The organism is Neobacillus sp. 19 (genome assembly GCF_049463095.1).
Lineage (GTDB): Bacteria > Bacillota > Bacilli > Bacillales > Cytobacillaceae > Neobacillus.
The window spans coordinates 68,116-83,764 of record NZ_JBMPZU010000084.1; the positions used below are offsets into that span (position 1 = coordinate 68,116).

At 39.4% G+C, this 15,649-nt stretch carries 15 protein-coding genes, 2 pseudogenes and 1 other annotated feature; all 17 genes and pseudogenes read right to left on the minus strand.

The window, feature by feature from the left end; translation table 11 throughout:
- Positions 1–114: 114 nt before the first annotated feature.
- A complete protein-coding gene (ileS, locus tag ACO1D1_RS24625) occupies positions 115–2,886 on the minus strand; it encodes an isoleucine--tRNA ligase (RefSeq protein WP_423337472.1) in 2,772 nt (923 codons plus the stop codon).
- 81 nt (positions 2,887–2,967) lie between these two features.
- Positions 2,968–3,210 (minus strand) — a binding site (T-box leader).
- A 51-nt stretch (positions 3,211–3,261) separates the two neighbouring features.
- Positions 3,262–3,777 carry a DivIVA domain-containing protein gene (locus ACO1D1_RS24630; RefSeq protein ID WP_149872646.1) on the minus strand — a complete coding sequence of 172 codons (516 nt, stop codon included), beginning with the start codon at positions 3,775–3,777 and terminating at the stop codon, positions 3,262–3,264.
- An 86-nt stretch (positions 3,778–3,863) separates the two neighbouring features.
- Positions 3,864–4,637 carry an RNA-binding protein gene (locus ACO1D1_RS24635; protein WP_423337473.1) on the minus strand — a complete coding sequence of 258 codons (774 nt, stop codon included), beginning with the start codon at positions 4,635–4,637 and terminating at the stop codon, positions 3,864–3,866.
- A gap of 30 nt (positions 4,638–4,667) precedes the next feature.
- The gene (locus ACO1D1_RS24640) at positions 4,668–4,931 is read right to left on the minus strand and encodes a YggT family protein (RefSeq protein ID WP_149869522.1); all 264 of its coding nucleotides are present in this window, start codon (positions 4,929–4,931) and stop codon (positions 4,668–4,670) included.
- A 5-nt stretch (positions 4,932–4,936) separates the two neighbouring features.
- Complete coding sequence (locus ACO1D1_RS24645; protein WP_423337474.1) at positions 4,937–5,398, minus strand: cell division protein SepF; 462 nt, start codon at positions 5,396–5,398, stop codon at positions 4,937–4,939.
- 11 nt (positions 5,399–5,409) lie between these two features.
- A complete protein-coding gene (locus ACO1D1_RS24650) occupies positions 5,410–6,087 on the minus strand; it encodes a YggS family pyridoxal phosphate-dependent enzyme (protein ID WP_423337475.1) in 678 nt (225 codons plus the stop codon).
- Complete coding sequence (gene pgeF / locus ACO1D1_RS24655; RefSeq protein ID WP_423337476.1) at positions 6,084–6,914, minus strand: peptidoglycan editing factor PgeF; 831 nt, start codon at positions 6,912–6,914, stop codon at positions 6,084–6,086. The genes ACO1D1_RS24650 and pgeF overlap by 4 nt, the downstream gene beginning before the upstream one ends.
- Positions 6,915–6,982: 68 nt before the next feature.
- Complete coding sequence (locus ACO1D1_RS24660) at positions 6,983–7,252, minus strand: YlmC/YmxH family sporulation protein (protein WP_149869518.1); 270 nt, start codon at positions 7,250–7,252, stop codon at positions 6,983–6,985.
- 98 nt (positions 7,253–7,350) lie between these two features.
- Entirely contained in the window at positions 7,351–8,130 is a 780-nt protein-coding gene (gene sigG / locus ACO1D1_RS24665) for an RNA polymerase sporulation sigma factor SigG (RefSeq protein WP_149869517.1), read from the minus strand.
- A gap of 161 nt (positions 8,131–8,291) precedes the next feature.
- A complete protein-coding gene (gene sigE, locus ACO1D1_RS24670; protein WP_149869516.1) occupies positions 8,292–9,011 on the minus strand; it encodes an RNA polymerase sporulation sigma factor SigE in 720 nt (239 codons plus the stop codon).
- A gap of 45 nt (positions 9,012–9,056) precedes the next feature.
- On the minus strand, positions 9,057–9,995 hold the full coding sequence (gene spoIIGA, locus ACO1D1_RS24675) for a sigma-E processing peptidase SpoIIGA (protein ID WP_423337477.1): 939 nt from the start codon (positions 9,993–9,995) through the stop codon (positions 9,057–9,059).
- A 191-nt stretch (positions 9,996–10,186) separates the two neighbouring features.
- Positions 10,187–11,240 (minus strand): annotated as a pseudogene (ftsZ, locus tag ACO1D1_RS24680) (cell division protein FtsZ).
- 123 nt (positions 11,241–11,363) lie between these two features.
- Entirely contained in the window at positions 11,364–12,659 is a 1,296-nt protein-coding gene (gene ftsA, locus ACO1D1_RS24685; RefSeq protein WP_423337478.1) for a cell division protein FtsA, read from the minus strand.
- Between the two features lie 111 nt (positions 12,660–12,770).
- Positions 12,771–13,143 (minus strand): annotated as a pseudogene (locus tag ACO1D1_RS24690) (small basic family protein).
- Positions 13,143–13,874, minus strand: a complete 732-nt coding sequence (locus ACO1D1_RS24695) for a DUF881 domain-containing protein (protein ID WP_423337480.1) — start codon at positions 13,872–13,874, stop codon at positions 13,143–13,145. The pseudogene ACO1D1_RS24690 and the gene ACO1D1_RS24695 overlap by 1 nt, the downstream one beginning before the upstream one ends.
- A 13-nt stretch (positions 13,875–13,887) precedes the next feature.
- Positions 13,888–14,595, minus strand: a complete 708-nt coding sequence (locus ACO1D1_RS24700) for a DUF881 domain-containing protein (protein WP_223820987.1) — start codon at positions 14,593–14,595, stop codon at positions 13,888–13,890.
- Positions 14,573–15,370 carry a cell division protein FtsQ/DivIB gene (locus ACO1D1_RS24705; protein ID WP_423337479.1) on the minus strand — a complete coding sequence of 266 codons (798 nt, stop codon included), beginning with the start codon at positions 15,368–15,370 and terminating at the stop codon, positions 14,573–14,575. The genes ACO1D1_RS24700 and ACO1D1_RS24705 overlap by 23 nt, the downstream gene beginning before the upstream one ends.
- Positions 15,371–15,649: the final 279 nt, after the last annotated feature.

Here is a 15,649-nt window from a genome sequence, read left to right on the forward strand (position 1 = left end):
CTTTGTGACACGGGAAAACTTTTGACATCAACAACAACAATTAACGGTAAAGGATAATAAATACAAAAAGAGCTGGATTCAAAAAACCCCGAGTATTTTACTCGGGGCATTCTGCTACGCCAAATGGGTATAGTTTTCTTTGACAACTTCCGCACAGCGAGGGCAAAGTGTTTTATGCTCTGGATCTTGACCTACTTCCGGGGTCACAATCCAGCAGCGTTCACATGTTTCACCTTCAGCTTTGGTGACGACAATTGCTGCTGATTCTAATTTAAGCGCATTTTCAGGAGCATCTTCATACACTCCTGCCACTTCAAATCCTGAAACGATGAATAGCTGATTCAGATTTTCTTCAATGGAATCTAACAGAGTCTTTGATTTTTCATTCACATAAAGAGTAACCTTTGCTGTTAACGATTTTCCAATTACTTTGTGATTACGGGCTTCTTCAAGTGCTTTTAATACATCATCACGCAGTTTCATGAATGCCGTCCATTTTTCTTCTAAGCCTTGTGAACCTGGAAGATCCTGATACTCTGGAAGATCCGTCAATTGCACACTTTCCTCTTGAACATTCGGGATGAATTTCCACACTTCATCTGCTGTATGAGAAAGAATTGGCGATACTAATTTAGTTAAAGCAAGCAATGACTCGTATAACACGGTTTGAATGGCCCGGCGATCGTGGTGATTTGCTGCCTCAATATATAGAACATCCTTTGCAAAATCAAGATAGAAAGCACTTAAATCAAGGGTACAGAAATTATTAACTACATGATAGATGTTGGCAAACTCATAATTTTCATAGGAATTGCGGACATTCTTAATCAGTTTATTTAACTTAACAAGCATAAATTGATCCACTTCGCGCAAGTCTTCATACGCAAGCCTATTAACAGCAGGATCAAAATCCGCTAAGTTGCCAAGCAAGAATCGGAAAGTATTACGGATTTTGCGGTATACCTCGGCCACTTGTTTCAAGATAGCATCAGAAACACGTACATCTGACTGATAATCAACGGATGCAACCCAAAGGCGTAAAATATCTGCACCTAATTGATTCATTACTTTTGCCGGTACAACAACATTACCAAGTGATTTACTCATTTTTCGTCCTTCGCCATCAAGTGCAAAGCCGTGACTTAAAACACCTTTGTACGGTGCTTTGCCTGTCACAGCTACCGCTGTTGACAAGGAAGAGTTAAACCAGCCGCGATATTGGTCTGAACCTTCAAGATACAGGTCTGCAGGGCGGACTAAATCTTCTCTTTCTAGCAGAACTGCCTGATGCGATGAGCCTGAGTCAAACCAAACATCCATGATATCTGTTTCTTTGGTAAATGTACCATTTGGACTTCCCGGATGTGTAAAACCTTCTGGAAGCAATTCCTTCGTTTCACGTTCAAACCAAACATTTGAACCATGTTCACGGAAGAGGTCAGATACATGATTGATGGTCTCATCGGTAATAATTTCTTCCCCATTTTCTGCATAGAAAACAGGAATCGGTACACCCCATACCCGCTGACGGGAAATACACCAATCGCCGCGATCGCGAACCATATTAAATAGTCTTGTTTCCCCCCATGCAGGTACCCACTTTGTTTCCTTAACTGCTTCAAGCAATTCATCACGGAAGTCTTTAATGGATGCAAACCATTGGGCCGTTGCACGGTAGATCACCGGCTTCTTTGTTCTCCAATCGTGCGGATAGGAGTGAGTAATAAATGAAAGATTTAATAGGGCACCGGCTTCTTCTAAAGCCTGAGCAATCGGCTTGTTAGCTGTATCGTAAAATAATCCCTCAAACCCAGGTGCTTCGCTTGTCATTACACCCTTATCATCTACCGGGCAAAGAACGTCTAAGCCATATTTTTGACCAACATAGAAGTCATCTTCCCCGTGACCAGGTGCAGTATGAACGCATCCAGTTCCAGCGTCTGTAGTAACGTGTTCACCTAACATGACTAAAGAATCACGGTCATATAATGGATGAACTGCTACGATATTTTCTAATTCCGAACCTTTAACCTTTTGGACAACCTCCGGAGCTTCCCAGCCAATTTCATTGGTAACTGCTTCAAGCAATGCTTCTGCCACTAAATACTTATTGCCGTTCACCACTGTTACTACATATGTTAAGTCAGGATGAACAGAAATGCCAAGGTTTGCCGGAATGGTCCATGGAGTTGTTGTCCAGATGACAATTTGCGTTTCGGTATCAAGGACACCCTTGCCATCTTTCACTTTAAAGCCAACATAGATCGATGGTGACCGTTTATCTTGATATTCGATTTCTGCCTCTGCTAATGCTGATTCACTTGATGGAGACCAATAAACCGGCTTAAGGCCTTTATAAATATAGCCCTTTTTCGCCATTTCACCGAATACTTTAATTTGCTGTGCCTCATATTCGGGCTTCAACGTAATGTATGGATTTTCCCAGTCACCTCGAACACCAAGGCGTTTAAATTGGGTGCGCTGATTATCAATCTGTTCAAGTGCATATTTTGTGCAAAGCTCGCGGAATTCCGCAACTGTCATTTCTTTGCGTTTCACACCTTTATTCGTTAATGCCTGTTCAATTGGCAGTCCGTGTGTATCCCAGCCGGGAACATATGGGGCATGGAAGCCGCTCATTGATTTATAGCGGACAATCATGTCCTTTAAAATTTTATTAAGGGCGTGACCCATATGAATGTCCCCATTGGCGTATGGAGGACCATCGTGCAGGACAAACATTGGCCGTCCCGCGGTCCGTTCTTGTACCTTTTTATAAATATTCATTTCTTCCCATTTTGCCTGAATATCAGGTTCTCTTTGTGGAAGATTGCCACGCATTGGAAATTCAGTCTGCGGCATTAACAACGTATCTTTATATTCCATTTCTTATTCCTCCTGTAATCCTCTTCATCTTCATACATATCAGAATAGCCATTTGACAAATAAAAAAACCCTCTCATCCCAAAAAGGGACGAGAAGGTTTGACTCCCGCGGTACCACCCTGATAGATAGCCGGTTTACACTCGGGCTATCCGCTTTTCCATTCGTAACGTGAATAACACGCCTGAGCCTACAGCCCTCTCTTGGGTTTCGGTCTGGAACTCGAGGGTGATCTTCCAATTCTTCAGCTTTACCGGGCTTTCACCTTCCCCGGTTCGCTATCTAAAAGCATTAGAAAAATTGTACTGTCCCTTTCATCGTCAATTTCCATTCTATTTCACTATGTTTAAAAATTATATGCTAAAAAAATGTAATTCGTCAAGCTAATGAATCTTCTTCTTGGTGGATTTTTAATTCTGTTGCATCCACTTCATATTCTAATAAATGATCCCAATCATCTGTATTTAACATATCAAGCTGTGCCTCGATTAACATTTTAAAACGTGTACGGAACACTTTTGATTGTTTCTTTAAATCTTCAATTTCGAGCGCGATTTTTCTTGCTTTTGACAGAGAATCATTGACAATGCGATCCGCATTTTTTTCAGCTTCCTTGATAATCAACTTTGCTTCCTTTTGGGCATTACGTTTAACATCTTCACCAGCTTCTTGAGCAATGATAATGGATTTGTTGAGTGTTTCTTCAATATTTACAAAATGTCCAAGTCGCTCATTCATATCTTTTAAACGCTCTTCCATTTCCTTTTTTTCCCTAAGCACTAATTCATAATCCTTGATGACTTGATCAAGAAATTCATTTACTTCATCTTCATCGTACCCGCGAAAACCTTTATTGAATTCTTTATTATGAATATCTAACGGCGTTAACGGCATTGATGCCACCTCCATACAAATCTGAACTTCTATTATGTATTAGCAAATATTCGACAAGTTTTTCGAATATCCTGCTTATCTATGAATTATTTTTGCTTTCCGACACTAATCCGCCATTTTTCTTTTTTCGTTTTACCGTCGATACGGATAATTTTTGCCCTTCCATACCCTCTGACGGAAATCATATCCTGATCGTCACATAAAAAAGAGGGGTTTTCAATTATTGTCCAGTTTACTTTAACAAGCCCCTGCTGAATCATTAATTGCGATTTTTGCCGTGATACATGATATATACCTGAAATAACAGTATCGAGACGCATAGAAGATACCGTTAGCTCCATTTCTTCCCAGCGTTCTTTTACAGCAAGAGCATTTGCAATATCCGCTTCAATCAACTTTACCCCTGCCCTGCCAATAGATTCGACATTGCTTTTTATATATTCACTGACTTCCATGGCCGCGAAAAATTGGATTTGACCTTCCTTCATGAGAATATCACCAAATTTCCCGCGCTTTAGCCCTAAGGACATGAGCGTCCCTAATACTTGCCGATGCTCAATTGTGACAAATTTTGCAGGATACTGGATTTCAAATAGACTAATTTGAAAATCATCCTCATTAGCAGTCAGATAATCAGGAAAGATCAATCCCCTTTTTCGTTCGTTATCTTGGCTGCCGCCAAAAAGTTTGCAGTTTACATCACCATTTTCGCCAATTAACAGTTTAAGGATATGCTGCTCCCTAGGGTCAAGAAAATCCGTTAGCTTGGGGGTATATTGTGTTTCAACATTATTTTTCCATTGTAATACCTTGTCAATATAGTCCCGTTCTTCTGGACGGAAATGCTGATAAATGTTCATGTTTGAATAACACAACCTATTGAAAAATTCTTATGCGAGCCAAAGATATACTCTATGCAGCCCCATGCCTGCGAAGTTTAGCACCAAGAAAGCGACAATTGGTGAAAGATCCATCATGCCAATCGGTGGAATGATTTTTCTAAATGGCTCTAAATACGGTTCACATATTCGTCCCAAAAATTGACCAATAGCGGACTCCCTGGCATTTGGAAACCACGACATTAAAATATAAATAATTAACGCCCACGAATAAATCTCGATTACCTGCTGCAATAGACTAAACACAAAAGCCATTTACATTACCACCTTGTATTTTGATTATCAGGGTCAATGATTAAATCTGAGATATTACCGGACACTTCAACATTATCTGGAGTACATAAAAATATACTTAAACCGATTTTTTGAATGTCTCCTCCAATAGCATAGACGGCTCCACTTAAAAAGTCGATAATTTGCCGGCCTTGCTCATGATCAATCCGCTGCAGATTGACGACAACCGCCCGGCGATTTTTTAAATGATCGGCAATTTCCGTTGACTCTGAGTAGTCTCGCGGCTCCACTAAGATAACCTTTGATGACTTCGATCCGCCAGAAGAACTTGAAGATTTTTGTACACTTTGTAAACTGACAACATTTTGACTTTTTACAGGCGGTTGTTTTGGTTTTACCGGTTCTACTGCCTCTGTATTACCTTCATTGTTATCATCATATTCATCATCTAAAAAGAAAAATGTTTTTAATTTTGATTTAATCGTCATTTTTTCCTCTCCTAACCATCTTCACCGACAAGCGCTGTACCTATCCTAACCATTGTTGCTCCTTCTTCAATCGCTATTGTAAAATCATTAGACATCCCCATAGAGAGCTCCGTGCAGGGTGCAAATGGTAAGTGTAAGGCTTGAACTTGATCGCGGAGTTCCTTTAATTTTCGAAAGCAGTCTCTGATTAGCTGGACATCATCCGTGAGAGGGGCCATTGTCATTAAACCCTCCACACTGATATTTTCAAAGGGTATAAGCGATTCAATAAAAGAAATGGCCTCTTCATATGATATGCCGTGCTTCGATTCTTCACCAGACACATTGACCTGTACAAGACATTTCACTTTATGTTTGGCCCGTTTATTGATTTCCTCTGCAAGTGAAAGGCGATCTAAAGAATGAATATATTCAACCTTATCAATAATATTTTTCACCTTTCGCGTTTGCAATGAGCCGATATAATGCCAAGATGGCTTGTCCTTCAATACTTCCCACTTTTTAAGCAGACCGTCATCACGGTTTTCTCCGAGATGACGAATTCCTGCATCTAGTGCTTCCACAGCTCTTTCCGTGCTAACGTATTTTGTAACGGCAATCAATTTCACTTCATCGGTATTCCGATGTGAGTTTTGACATGCCTCATTTATTTGTTGACTAATTTGTTTCAGTTTATCAATTACTCTCATAAACGATTCGCAGTCTCCTTCCAGCCAATAAAGCTCAGCATTCTTCCAGTTTTACCCTTATCGCGGCGGTGGGAAAAAAATTCCTCATTATAGCAGCTAGAGCACCATTGGGAATTGAGGATATTCTGATCCGGTACACCCGATGCAAGAAGAATTTGCCTGTTTAACTCACGTAAATCTAAAGAATATTGCCCTTCTTTTACTAAATTATATGGCAATACTCCGCCTTCTTCTAGTGATTTATCTACTAAGTTAATTACATGTTCATTCACAATATAACACTTTTCACAAATAGATGGTCCAATCGCGACTAAAATTTGATCAGGTGAAATTCCTTCCCTGCCCCATGCTACTATCATTTCCTTTGCGATTTTCCCAACTGTCCCCTTCCAGCCGGCGTGTGCAGTACCAATCATCTTTTTTTCGGGAGCAATAAAAAAAAGAGGGACACAATCGGCAAAGCAAAGTGTTAACAGGATGCCCTCTTCATTCGTATAAAAACCATCCGTACCTTTAAAGGAATGTTCATAGGAATTGGATCCTTTTCCACGATCTGCTTTTGTTATTTTCTGCAAAACAATATCATGAGTTTGTTCTGCCCCAACCCAATGTCGAAGAGGGAACTTAAGCAATCCAGCAACGTTTTCTCTATTTAAACAAACATTTGCACGATCATCGCCAACATGAAAGCCAAGATTAAGGGATTCAAAGTCTCCTTTACTTGCCCCACCGCTTTTAGTTGTAAAACCGGCGATTAATTCCGGAAATTGTCTGCTCCAGGTTTCAATTGTTAAATAGGACTGATTCGTTAAAACAAAGGGTTCCATTTCAATACCTCTTATGTTTTTCTATAGTTTACCATGAAAAGAAAATTTGGTCACCGCAATTCATCATGTTACACTTCTGTTTCTTCGGGTATTCGTTCCATACTGCCTTTATATCTTACCAAAATAACATCCTGGCCAATTTTAATGATATTTTTCCAAGGAATGACAATATCTTCATCTTTTCCAAAAAAACCAAGGACCCTGCCGCTGCCGGAGATAACGACTGCTTCAATTTTCCCTGTCGTTAAGTTTATTTCAATATCCCCAATATTTCCAAGTCTTTTACCGTCTGATACATTCACGACATCTTTAATTTGGAATTCTGAAATTTTAACCACCTGCACCACTCCCAATTACAATACTATAATAACTATATGTTGGCAGTTGTAAATTTATCTTAGATAACCAAAAATAAAGCTGTCCGATGTGGACAGCTTTAGCTTTGAATGTTTTTATTCATTTGTCTGATGGCTGCTTTCTCAAGCCGAGAAACCTGGGCTTGGGAGATACCAATTTCATCAGCCACTTCCATTTGAGTTTTCCCTTGGAAAAAGCGCTTCCGTAAAATTAATTTTTCACGTTCGTTCAGTCTCCGCATTCCTTCTTTAAGGGCAATTTCCTCAATCCAATGAATATCCTTATTTTTTTCATCGCTTAATTGATCCATCACATAAATCGGATCACCGCCATCATTATAAATTGGCTCAAATAAAGATACTGGATCTTGTATTGCATCAAGAGCAAATACGATTTCTTCATGGGGTACTTCTAAGACTTTTGCAATTTCTTCAGCAGTAGGTTCTCGCGAGGTCTCGCTCATTAATCGTTCCCTAACCTGAAGGGCTTTATAGGCGATATCCCTTAACGAACGAGAGACACGAATTGGATTATTATCACGTAAGTACCTTCGAATTTCTCCAATAATCATTGGTACGGCATAAGTGGAAAACTTTACATTTTGACCTAAATCGAAGTTATCAATTGATTTCATAAGTCCAATACAGCCGACCTGAAACAGATCATCAACAAACTCACCCCGGTTGTTAAACCGCTGAATAACACTTAAGACGAGGCGTAAATTCCCGTTGACGAGCTTTTCACGGGCAGTTATATCGCCCTCTTGCATTTGCTTGAAGAGTATTCTCATTTCTTCGTTCTTTAAAACAGGAAGTTTTGATGTGTCCACACCGCAAATTTCAACTTTATTTCGAGTCAAATCCTTTTCCCTCCTCACAGGAGTTGCTGTACAAAAAACAGTATCTCCTTGAGAAGGAAAAATATGCACCTGTCCTCGGGAAGGGACAGGTGCATATTTGTCGAAAAATGCCATTTAATCACGAATAGCAAAGGATTTTTTTGTGGAAAAAAATTTCTTTTTTAGACCATTTTGTTAAATTCCTTTCGTAATCTTTTTATGATTCTCTTTTCCAATCGTGAAATGTAGGACTGGGAAATCCCAAGCATATCAGCCACGTCTTTTTGAGTCTTTTCTTCTCCATTCGTCAAACCAAATCTAAGCTCCATGATTTGCTTTTCCCGGTCGGTTAACTGGTGCAACGCTTTTGTCAGCAATTTCCTATCTACATTCGCTTCGAGGTCCTTTGTGATAATATCATCATCCGTACCCAATACATCAGATAATAACAGCTCATTCCCATCCCAATCAATGTTTAACGGTTCATCAAAGGATACCTCCGATCGAATCTTATTATTACGTCGTAAGTACATGAGAATTTCATTTTCAATACATCTTGACGCATATGTAGCAAGTTTTATTTTCTTTTCGGGGTTAAACGTATTAACTGCTTTGATTAATCCAATCGTCCCGATACTGATTAGATCTTCAATATTTATCCCTGTATTTTCAAACTTTCTGGCAATATAAACAACAAGACGGAGATTTCGTTCAATGAGGATGGATCTGGCTGCCTTATCGCCAACAGGCAGTTTTTTTAATAGCATCTCTTCCTCGTCTTTACTTAAAGGAGGCGGCAGGGCTTCGCTTCCGCCAATATAATAAACTTCATCCGTTTTAATGCCCAATTTTATTAATAACTTATACCAATAGTAGGATAAGCGAAGTCTCCATTTTTTCATGTATGTTCCTCCTTCTAAAAGATCTTTTTTATGAGTATAGTATTATTAACTTACCTTCTCAGACCCTCCTTGCTGTTTTGGTCCGGTCAGCATTTTCGGATGAACAATGCATTCGAAAGCATCATCAGCCGAAAGCTGCTGCAGTGTAAAGGATACAAGTCCCTTATCGCATAAGTATTGAACACCGCCCTGTTCGATTATAATAAGATCCGGTTTTATGGCAACAATGAGCTGATGGTCTTTACCAACTACACGGAAAGGTACAATTCTCATTCGATTTTGCCATTCAGCTGGGAGATCTTGACTTCCCATTATAAGTGGATCTGGACCTTCAGCAAGCTTTCTGATAGATTCGGGGATGGCATCCAATTGATTTTTAATAGAGACAAACATAACCGGCAGCTTAGACAATGGGTCATATAATTGATTTCCACTATCCACCAGACCCTTAAAAACCAGGCTTTCCGTGTCAATATTCAGCCTTACGGTGACGATTTGTTCAAATTGAATTTTTGTCATCTCCATGCCTTCCACATTTTTCCTTGCAAAATGCCAGGCAACAGGAAAGCCAATTAGGACAAAGAGCCAGCTAATTGGATCACCAAAACCTTTTACACTGGACATCAAAACCTTTGCCGTCAACTCTGGATCGTATTGGATAAAATAATGGGCGCCCATTAATGCCCCGCCGATTAAAAATGTAGAAACATACAGCGTCATTAATGCTTTCAGAAAAAAAGCTAATCGCTTATATCCAAAGGTTATTAAAACCATCACGATGGAACAAAAAAGTTTTGCTATTGGATGGCTTGAATAGACATTTAATGGTGTAAACGATAATAAAATTATCAATGAGCCAATAAATCCCCCGGCAAATAATCTCCATAACCTAATCCTTCTTTTTAGAAAAATAGCTGTTAAATACAGGAGAAGGCTATCAAATAAGAAATTTAGAGCCCAGATTACATCTAAATAAACAGTCAAACAGCTGCCTCCTTTTGGAAAGTACTATTAATCTGTTTAGGAAAAAGTATAACCTAGTTGGGGGGCTGAAGTGTGTCACTTTCTGTAATCAAAAAAACAGAAATTTTCACTATTCTATACGGATTTTGTCAGATTAGAATATAAAAAAATGCATGGCCGCTTTCGGACCATGCATTTCTTTATTTACTCTATTAACGTCTGCGATTTCGATTACGCAAGAAGGTCGGTATGTCCAGCGCATCTTCTTGGGAAGCATTCGTGTTACGAACTGGTTCCTGCGGTGCCTGAGGCTCTTCACGCTTGGGCTCCCTCTTTACGGTGCCGACTGACGGTTTGGCTTGTCCGAAAGATGGGCGTGATACCTTTGGTTGAACAACCTCCTCATTAAAGCCTGTAGCAATAACAGTTACGATAATTTCATCCTTCAATGTTTCATTGATCACAGAACCAAAAATCATATTTACTTCTTGGTCAGTCGCTGTAGCAACAATATCTGCGGCCTCTTGGACCTCATAAAGACTCAAGTTGGCTCCACCGGTAATGTTCATTAATACACCCTGTGCCCCATCAATTGATGTCTCTAACAGTGGAGAATTAATCGCCTTTTTTGCTGCTTCTGTCGCACGGTTTTCACCTGCTGCCACCCCGATCCCCATTAACGCAGAACCTTTATTAGACATAATCGTCTTTACATCGGCGAAATCTAAGTTAATTAACCCAGGTGTCGCAATTAAATCAGAAATACCCTGTACACCTTGACGAAGGACATTATCTGCCTCACGGAACGCCTCGAGCATTGGGGTGCTTTTATCAACAATTTCCAGCAATCGATCATTTGGGATGACAATAAGTGTATCAACTGCTTCTTTCATCGAACCGATTCCGCCAGAAGCTTGATTTGAACGCTTTTTACCTTCGAAGGTGAACGGACGAGTCACTACTCCAACTGTTAAGGCACCCAAATCCCGGGCAATTTGAGCAATTACCGGCGCGGCGCCAGTACCTGTTCCGCCGCCCATTCCTGCTGTTACAAATACCATATCAGCACCACGCAGTGCTTCTTCAATTTGCTCCTTACTCTCTTCAGCAGCTTTTTTTCCCACTTCTGGATTAGCCCCGGCCCCAAGTCCACGAGTCAATTTGGCACCGATCTGCATTTTTACTTCTGCTTTTGATAGATTCGAGCGCCTGTGCATCAGTATTAACTGCGATAAATTCAACTCCTTGAACACCATGTTCAATCATTCGGTTTACCGCGTTATTACCGCCGCCGCCTACTCCGATAACTTTTATTGTTGCAAGAGAATCTAAATTTGTATCAAATTCTAACATGACAAATCCTCCTAATTCGTCGATTTTCTTTTCCGTTTATTCGAAAAAGTAACCAAGGAATTTTTTTACTTTTGATGACATCTTTTCTTCCGGATGTTTTTCTACTTTTGCTTTAGGTTGATGTTGTTTTGGCACTCGTTTTTCGACTGGCTCTGAAACCGCTGAGGTATTGCCAATAGTTCCTCCTGGTAATCTGCCATTCTTGTAAGCATATTTAATCAAGCCAACCGCTGTTGTATATTGAGGTTCTCTTACACCAATATAGTCAGGCGATGCGATGCGGACTGGATTTTGAAACATATCCTGGGCAAGCTCCAGCACACCTTGCATTTTTGCAGTTCCACCTGTTAAGACAAATCCGCCCGGCAAATCATTTACACCTAAACGCTTTAGTTCATGTGCGATTAATTCAAAAACTTCTTCCATTCTTGCTTCAATTATTTCAGATACATAGAGCTGGTTAAATTGTTGGTGCTGATCGCTTCCGATGATTGGTACACTGAAGAACTCATCTTCCGAAGCATTATCATAAAAGGCATGTCCATATTTAACCTTTATCTTTTCTGCATCCTCGGTAGAAGTATGCAAGACTTTGGAAAGATCATTCGTGAGAAGATCACCGCCAACCGGGATTACACTAGTTGCCTTTAAAAATCCTTCTTCAAACACGGCAATTGTAGTGGAGCCGCCGCCAATGTCAATTAGGGCAACGCCAAGATTCTTTTCATCCTTTGATAATGCGAAATCCCCTGCTGCCAATGGCTGCAGGATAATATCTAAAATTTCAAGGCCAGCACGCTCTACACAGCGAAGCGTGTTAATGATTGTTGATTTAGAGCCGGTAATTAACGTACCATCCATTTCTAAACGGACACCAATCATCCCTCGTGGATCATTGATTTCATCTTTGCCATCTAAAATAAATTGTTTACGAATGACACCAATATTTTCTCTTTCTGGCGGGATAGATCCCACATGAGATGCCTCAATGACACGAATGACATCTTCATTCGTAATTTCACGGTTTTGACTCGAGACAGCAACAATTCCGTGACATTGTTGAAGCATGATGTTGTTCCCCGAAATACCAACGACAACTTCCCGGATTTCCATCCCTATCATTCTTTCCGCCTGCTCAATCGCCCGCTTAATAGAATGAACGGTATCGTCCATATCGACAATCGACCCTTTTCGTAAGCCTTCAGATTTCACATTGCCAACACCAATTATATTTAACGAGTCTTTCCCCGAGTCATTGACCATTTCACCAATGATTACTTTCACACTGGATGTACCGATGTCAAGACTAACATATATTTCATTGCTGTTCATTCTTTGGCACCTCCTTTTAATCTCCTTAGGTCGAACAACAACTGAATTTGTTCAATACTAGTTTCATAGCAATATCTAATAAAATTATTCGTCACAACTACATATTTCCCTTTAAAAAATATCATTTTTTTCTATTTTTTCTTTGTTCGTTGACCATTTTGTCAATAAGATTCTTCTTATGACAGCAATATTTTGAAATAACCTGACACCAAACGCAAAAACTGCTGCTAAATACAAGTCTACACCAAGATGAACACCGAGAAAAGCTAAACTTGCAGCAAGAATTATATTAAAAAAGAATCCTGAAACAAACACCTTTTCATCATAAATATTTTGCATGTATGCCCTGATTCCACCAAAAAGCGTGTCGAAAGCTGCCAAAATCGCAATCGAACAAATAATTGGAGTATTCTTCAGGAATTCGGATTTCTGTTAATAACCCGAGTATAACTCCAATCACAAGTCCCATAATTGGAAGCCACATTAAGAACTGCCCCCTTCCTTAATCGGCTCCATGTATTTTATACGAATAGAATTATCATAGGCTGGAATTTTAATAGATGGGCTCGGTGCTGAAATGTTAAGCCTCAAGCTTTCAGTAAAAAACTCATCCCTTGCTTTCGAGACTTTCATCCGATTTGATAATTTTTCAGCCGCATTCATTTCACTCACACCTACTTTAATCTCGATAGGTAAACCCCTGATTGTGTGCCCATCAATTTTTGTATCGCCATTAATATCCCTGATAACCGTCGTATTTATAATCCTTTGACCGTCAATTGCTACGTATTTCGCTTCATACATATTTATTTCGTTTAGCAGTCTTTTTAATAGCTCGGGTGATATATCCTTCGCAACAGGACTTCCCAGTTGAACATCCTCAATCACAGGTTCAATTTGCAATATTATGCCGGGACCAGTTACCTCGGTAAGCCCTGCTTCTACTTTTAATTCATCTAATGTGTCCTTTAACACTTGTTCCTTACTTTGTTTTCGTTTAGATTCATAAGCTGAAAGTTTCTCTTCATTCGAACGAATTTCACTTAGTAAATGTGACTGGAGTTCTTTTTCTTTTAACAATGCCTCGCGAAGCTGCCAAACATCACGTGTGTCACGTTCAGCAGGTTTTTTCACGGTTTGGAATTGGATCGCAATCATGAAGCCGACAACTGTTGCAATCAAAGTAAAACTTATGTTTATTTTCGGCTTGTCCACTTTTTTCACCTACTTAACTGCCCAATATTGGGTTTAGGACAATTTCATTTAGTTTTTCCAGTGTGAAAACAAGATTATCATTAACTAGTTGATCCTTTACTCCACCCGAGAGGTTTAGCGCTGATGATAACACATCTGGTTCACCAATTGCAGTTATGACAAAAGGAGCAGGGTACTCCACCCCGTCAACCGTAATGACTGGGCCGTTACAAACAATATATGAATGACTTGTCAGCCTTTGTCCATTAATCGCCACTGCTGCCGCACCGGAAATATATAGTTCATTCACTACTTTAAAAACATGGTGTTCATGGACAAGATAATTATTAACATTAACTTCCTTTGGGTCATATGCACCATCAGAAAGGGTAATTTTCACACCTTTTCCTTTGACCTTCATCTTCCCAAGGAACATCCGATATTTCTCAGTGTCTTCGGCCAGATTAAGGAATACCTGCGCTTCCTTTGCAAGGTCTTTTTCATTCTTCAAAACCTTCTCCTGCTTTTGATTTAATTCCTTTTGCAGTTTGCGATTAGTCTCCTCCTGAGCAATTAATTGATTTCTAAGTGCAAGAGTCTTTTCGTACTGTTTGCCTGACATGTCCCGGTTTTCGGTTTGATTTTCCTTTTGCGTCAGATGATAAGAGAAGGCAATCATAAACCCTAAAACAAGGCATACAAGTGACAAGATAAAATGTTTACCTCTCACCTTCACTTTTATCCTCTTCAACTTTTTTTTCCTCCACTTCAGGTTCAAAAGCTTTAAAATACGAGCCTACTTCTAAATCAATAATTCCCTTTTTATGAGGATCGAGCTGGCTTATAATTGAAGGGTAATGGACCATTTTTTCCGAAAAACTTCTAAGTGTGGCACTTACCTCAAAGCCATCATTCATAAATAAGGAAATATGATATCGATCAGTTTTTTTCGGAGAATAATGAATTTCAGAAATGGAGTTTAAAATTTCACTTGGAAGAATTTCTAACTCTTTTATCATTTGGTCAAGGACTTTGCCTTCTTTGAATTTGAAAAGAATCGGAGAATTAATTGGAATTATTTCCGTATTTCTATCATTTAAAATTTTACCGTTTTCCATGACGGGCAAATAATTTGTATCTTGCTTAAGATAAGCCACCCTCTTATGTTCTTTTACTTGAATTTCAATTGTGTTCGGCCATTTAACCTGAAGCTTTGCCTGTTTGATTTCGGATAAATCCTGCAGCTTTGATGAAATATCACTTTTTTTTACATTCCATATATTCGTATCCGTCGTTATACCGCTAGCTTTAATCAATTCAGCATCCGTATACACATCGTTCCCTATAACGGTGATGTGCTTAACATGACTTAGGGGTGATTGAGAGTAGGCAATCACGACAATCATCGAAAAAAACAAAATAAGAAGAAGCACAAGCCGCCTGTTGGCTTTTCGCCGTCTTTGCTCCTTAAGTTTTGGAATTCGGTCCTCAAGAGCAACGATTTTACCTTTCTCCATTCACTATTCCTCCAAATAAAAAGCAGTTGCTCTAAAATATCAACAAATACTTGCCCAATTAACATACCTAAAAAGAGAAACAACGGCACGAAAAATCATGCCGTCATTCGTTCCATTTGTTTGTACATCTATAATATTATCAGTAATTATAACACAATATTTGTCATTCGTAAGGGATCTTACAAGAAAAGTAAGATGAAAATTTTCGTTTTTAACTCTCAGGTCAACCCTATTTTTTCCCGATTATTTCCACTTCGGTTTCCATTTTCACTTCATATA

What these genes read in the sequence shown, in the direction of transcription:
- ACO1D1_RS24630 (WP_149872646.1), bottom strand. Translation starts at nt 3,777, where the DNA reads ATGCCGTTAACGCCGTTAGATATTCATAATAAAGAATTCAATAAAGGT.
- ftsA (WP_423337478.1), bottom strand. Translation starts at nt 12,659, where the DNA reads ATGAACAGCAATGAAATATATGTTAGTCTTGACATCGGTACATCCAGT.
- sigE (WP_149869516.1), bottom strand. Translation starts at nt 9,011, where the DNA reads ATGAAAAAATGGAGACTTCGCTTATCCTACTATTGGTATAAGTTATTA.
- ACO1D1_RS24640 (WP_149869522.1), bottom strand. Translation starts at nt 4,931, where the DNA reads ATGGCTTTTGTGTTTAGTCTATTGCAGCAGGTAATCGAGATTTATTCG.
- ACO1D1_RS24635 (WP_423337473.1), bottom strand. Translation starts at nt 4,637, where the DNA reads ATGAACATTTATCAGCATTTCCGTCCAGAAGAACGGGACTATATTGAC.
- ACO1D1_RS24705 (WP_423337479.1), bottom strand. Translation starts at nt 15,370, where the DNA reads ATGGAGAAAGGTAAAATCGTTGCTCTTGAGGACCGAATTCCAAAACTT.
- ACO1D1_RS24650 (WP_423337475.1), bottom strand. Translation starts at nt 6,087, where the DNA reads ATGAGAGTAATTGATAAACTGAAACAAATTAGTCAACAAATAAATGAG.
- ileS (WP_423337472.1), bottom strand. Translation starts at nt 2,886, where the DNA reads ATGGAATATAAAGATACGTTGTTAATGCCGCAGACTGAATTTCCAATG.
- ACO1D1_RS24645 (WP_423337474.1), bottom strand. Translation starts at nt 5,398, where the DNA reads ATGACGATTAAATCAAAATTAAAAACATTTTTCTTTTTAGATGATGAA.
- pgeF (WP_423337476.1), bottom strand. Translation starts at nt 6,914, where the DNA reads ATGGAACCCTTTGTTTTAACGAATCAGTCCTATTTAACAATTGAAACC.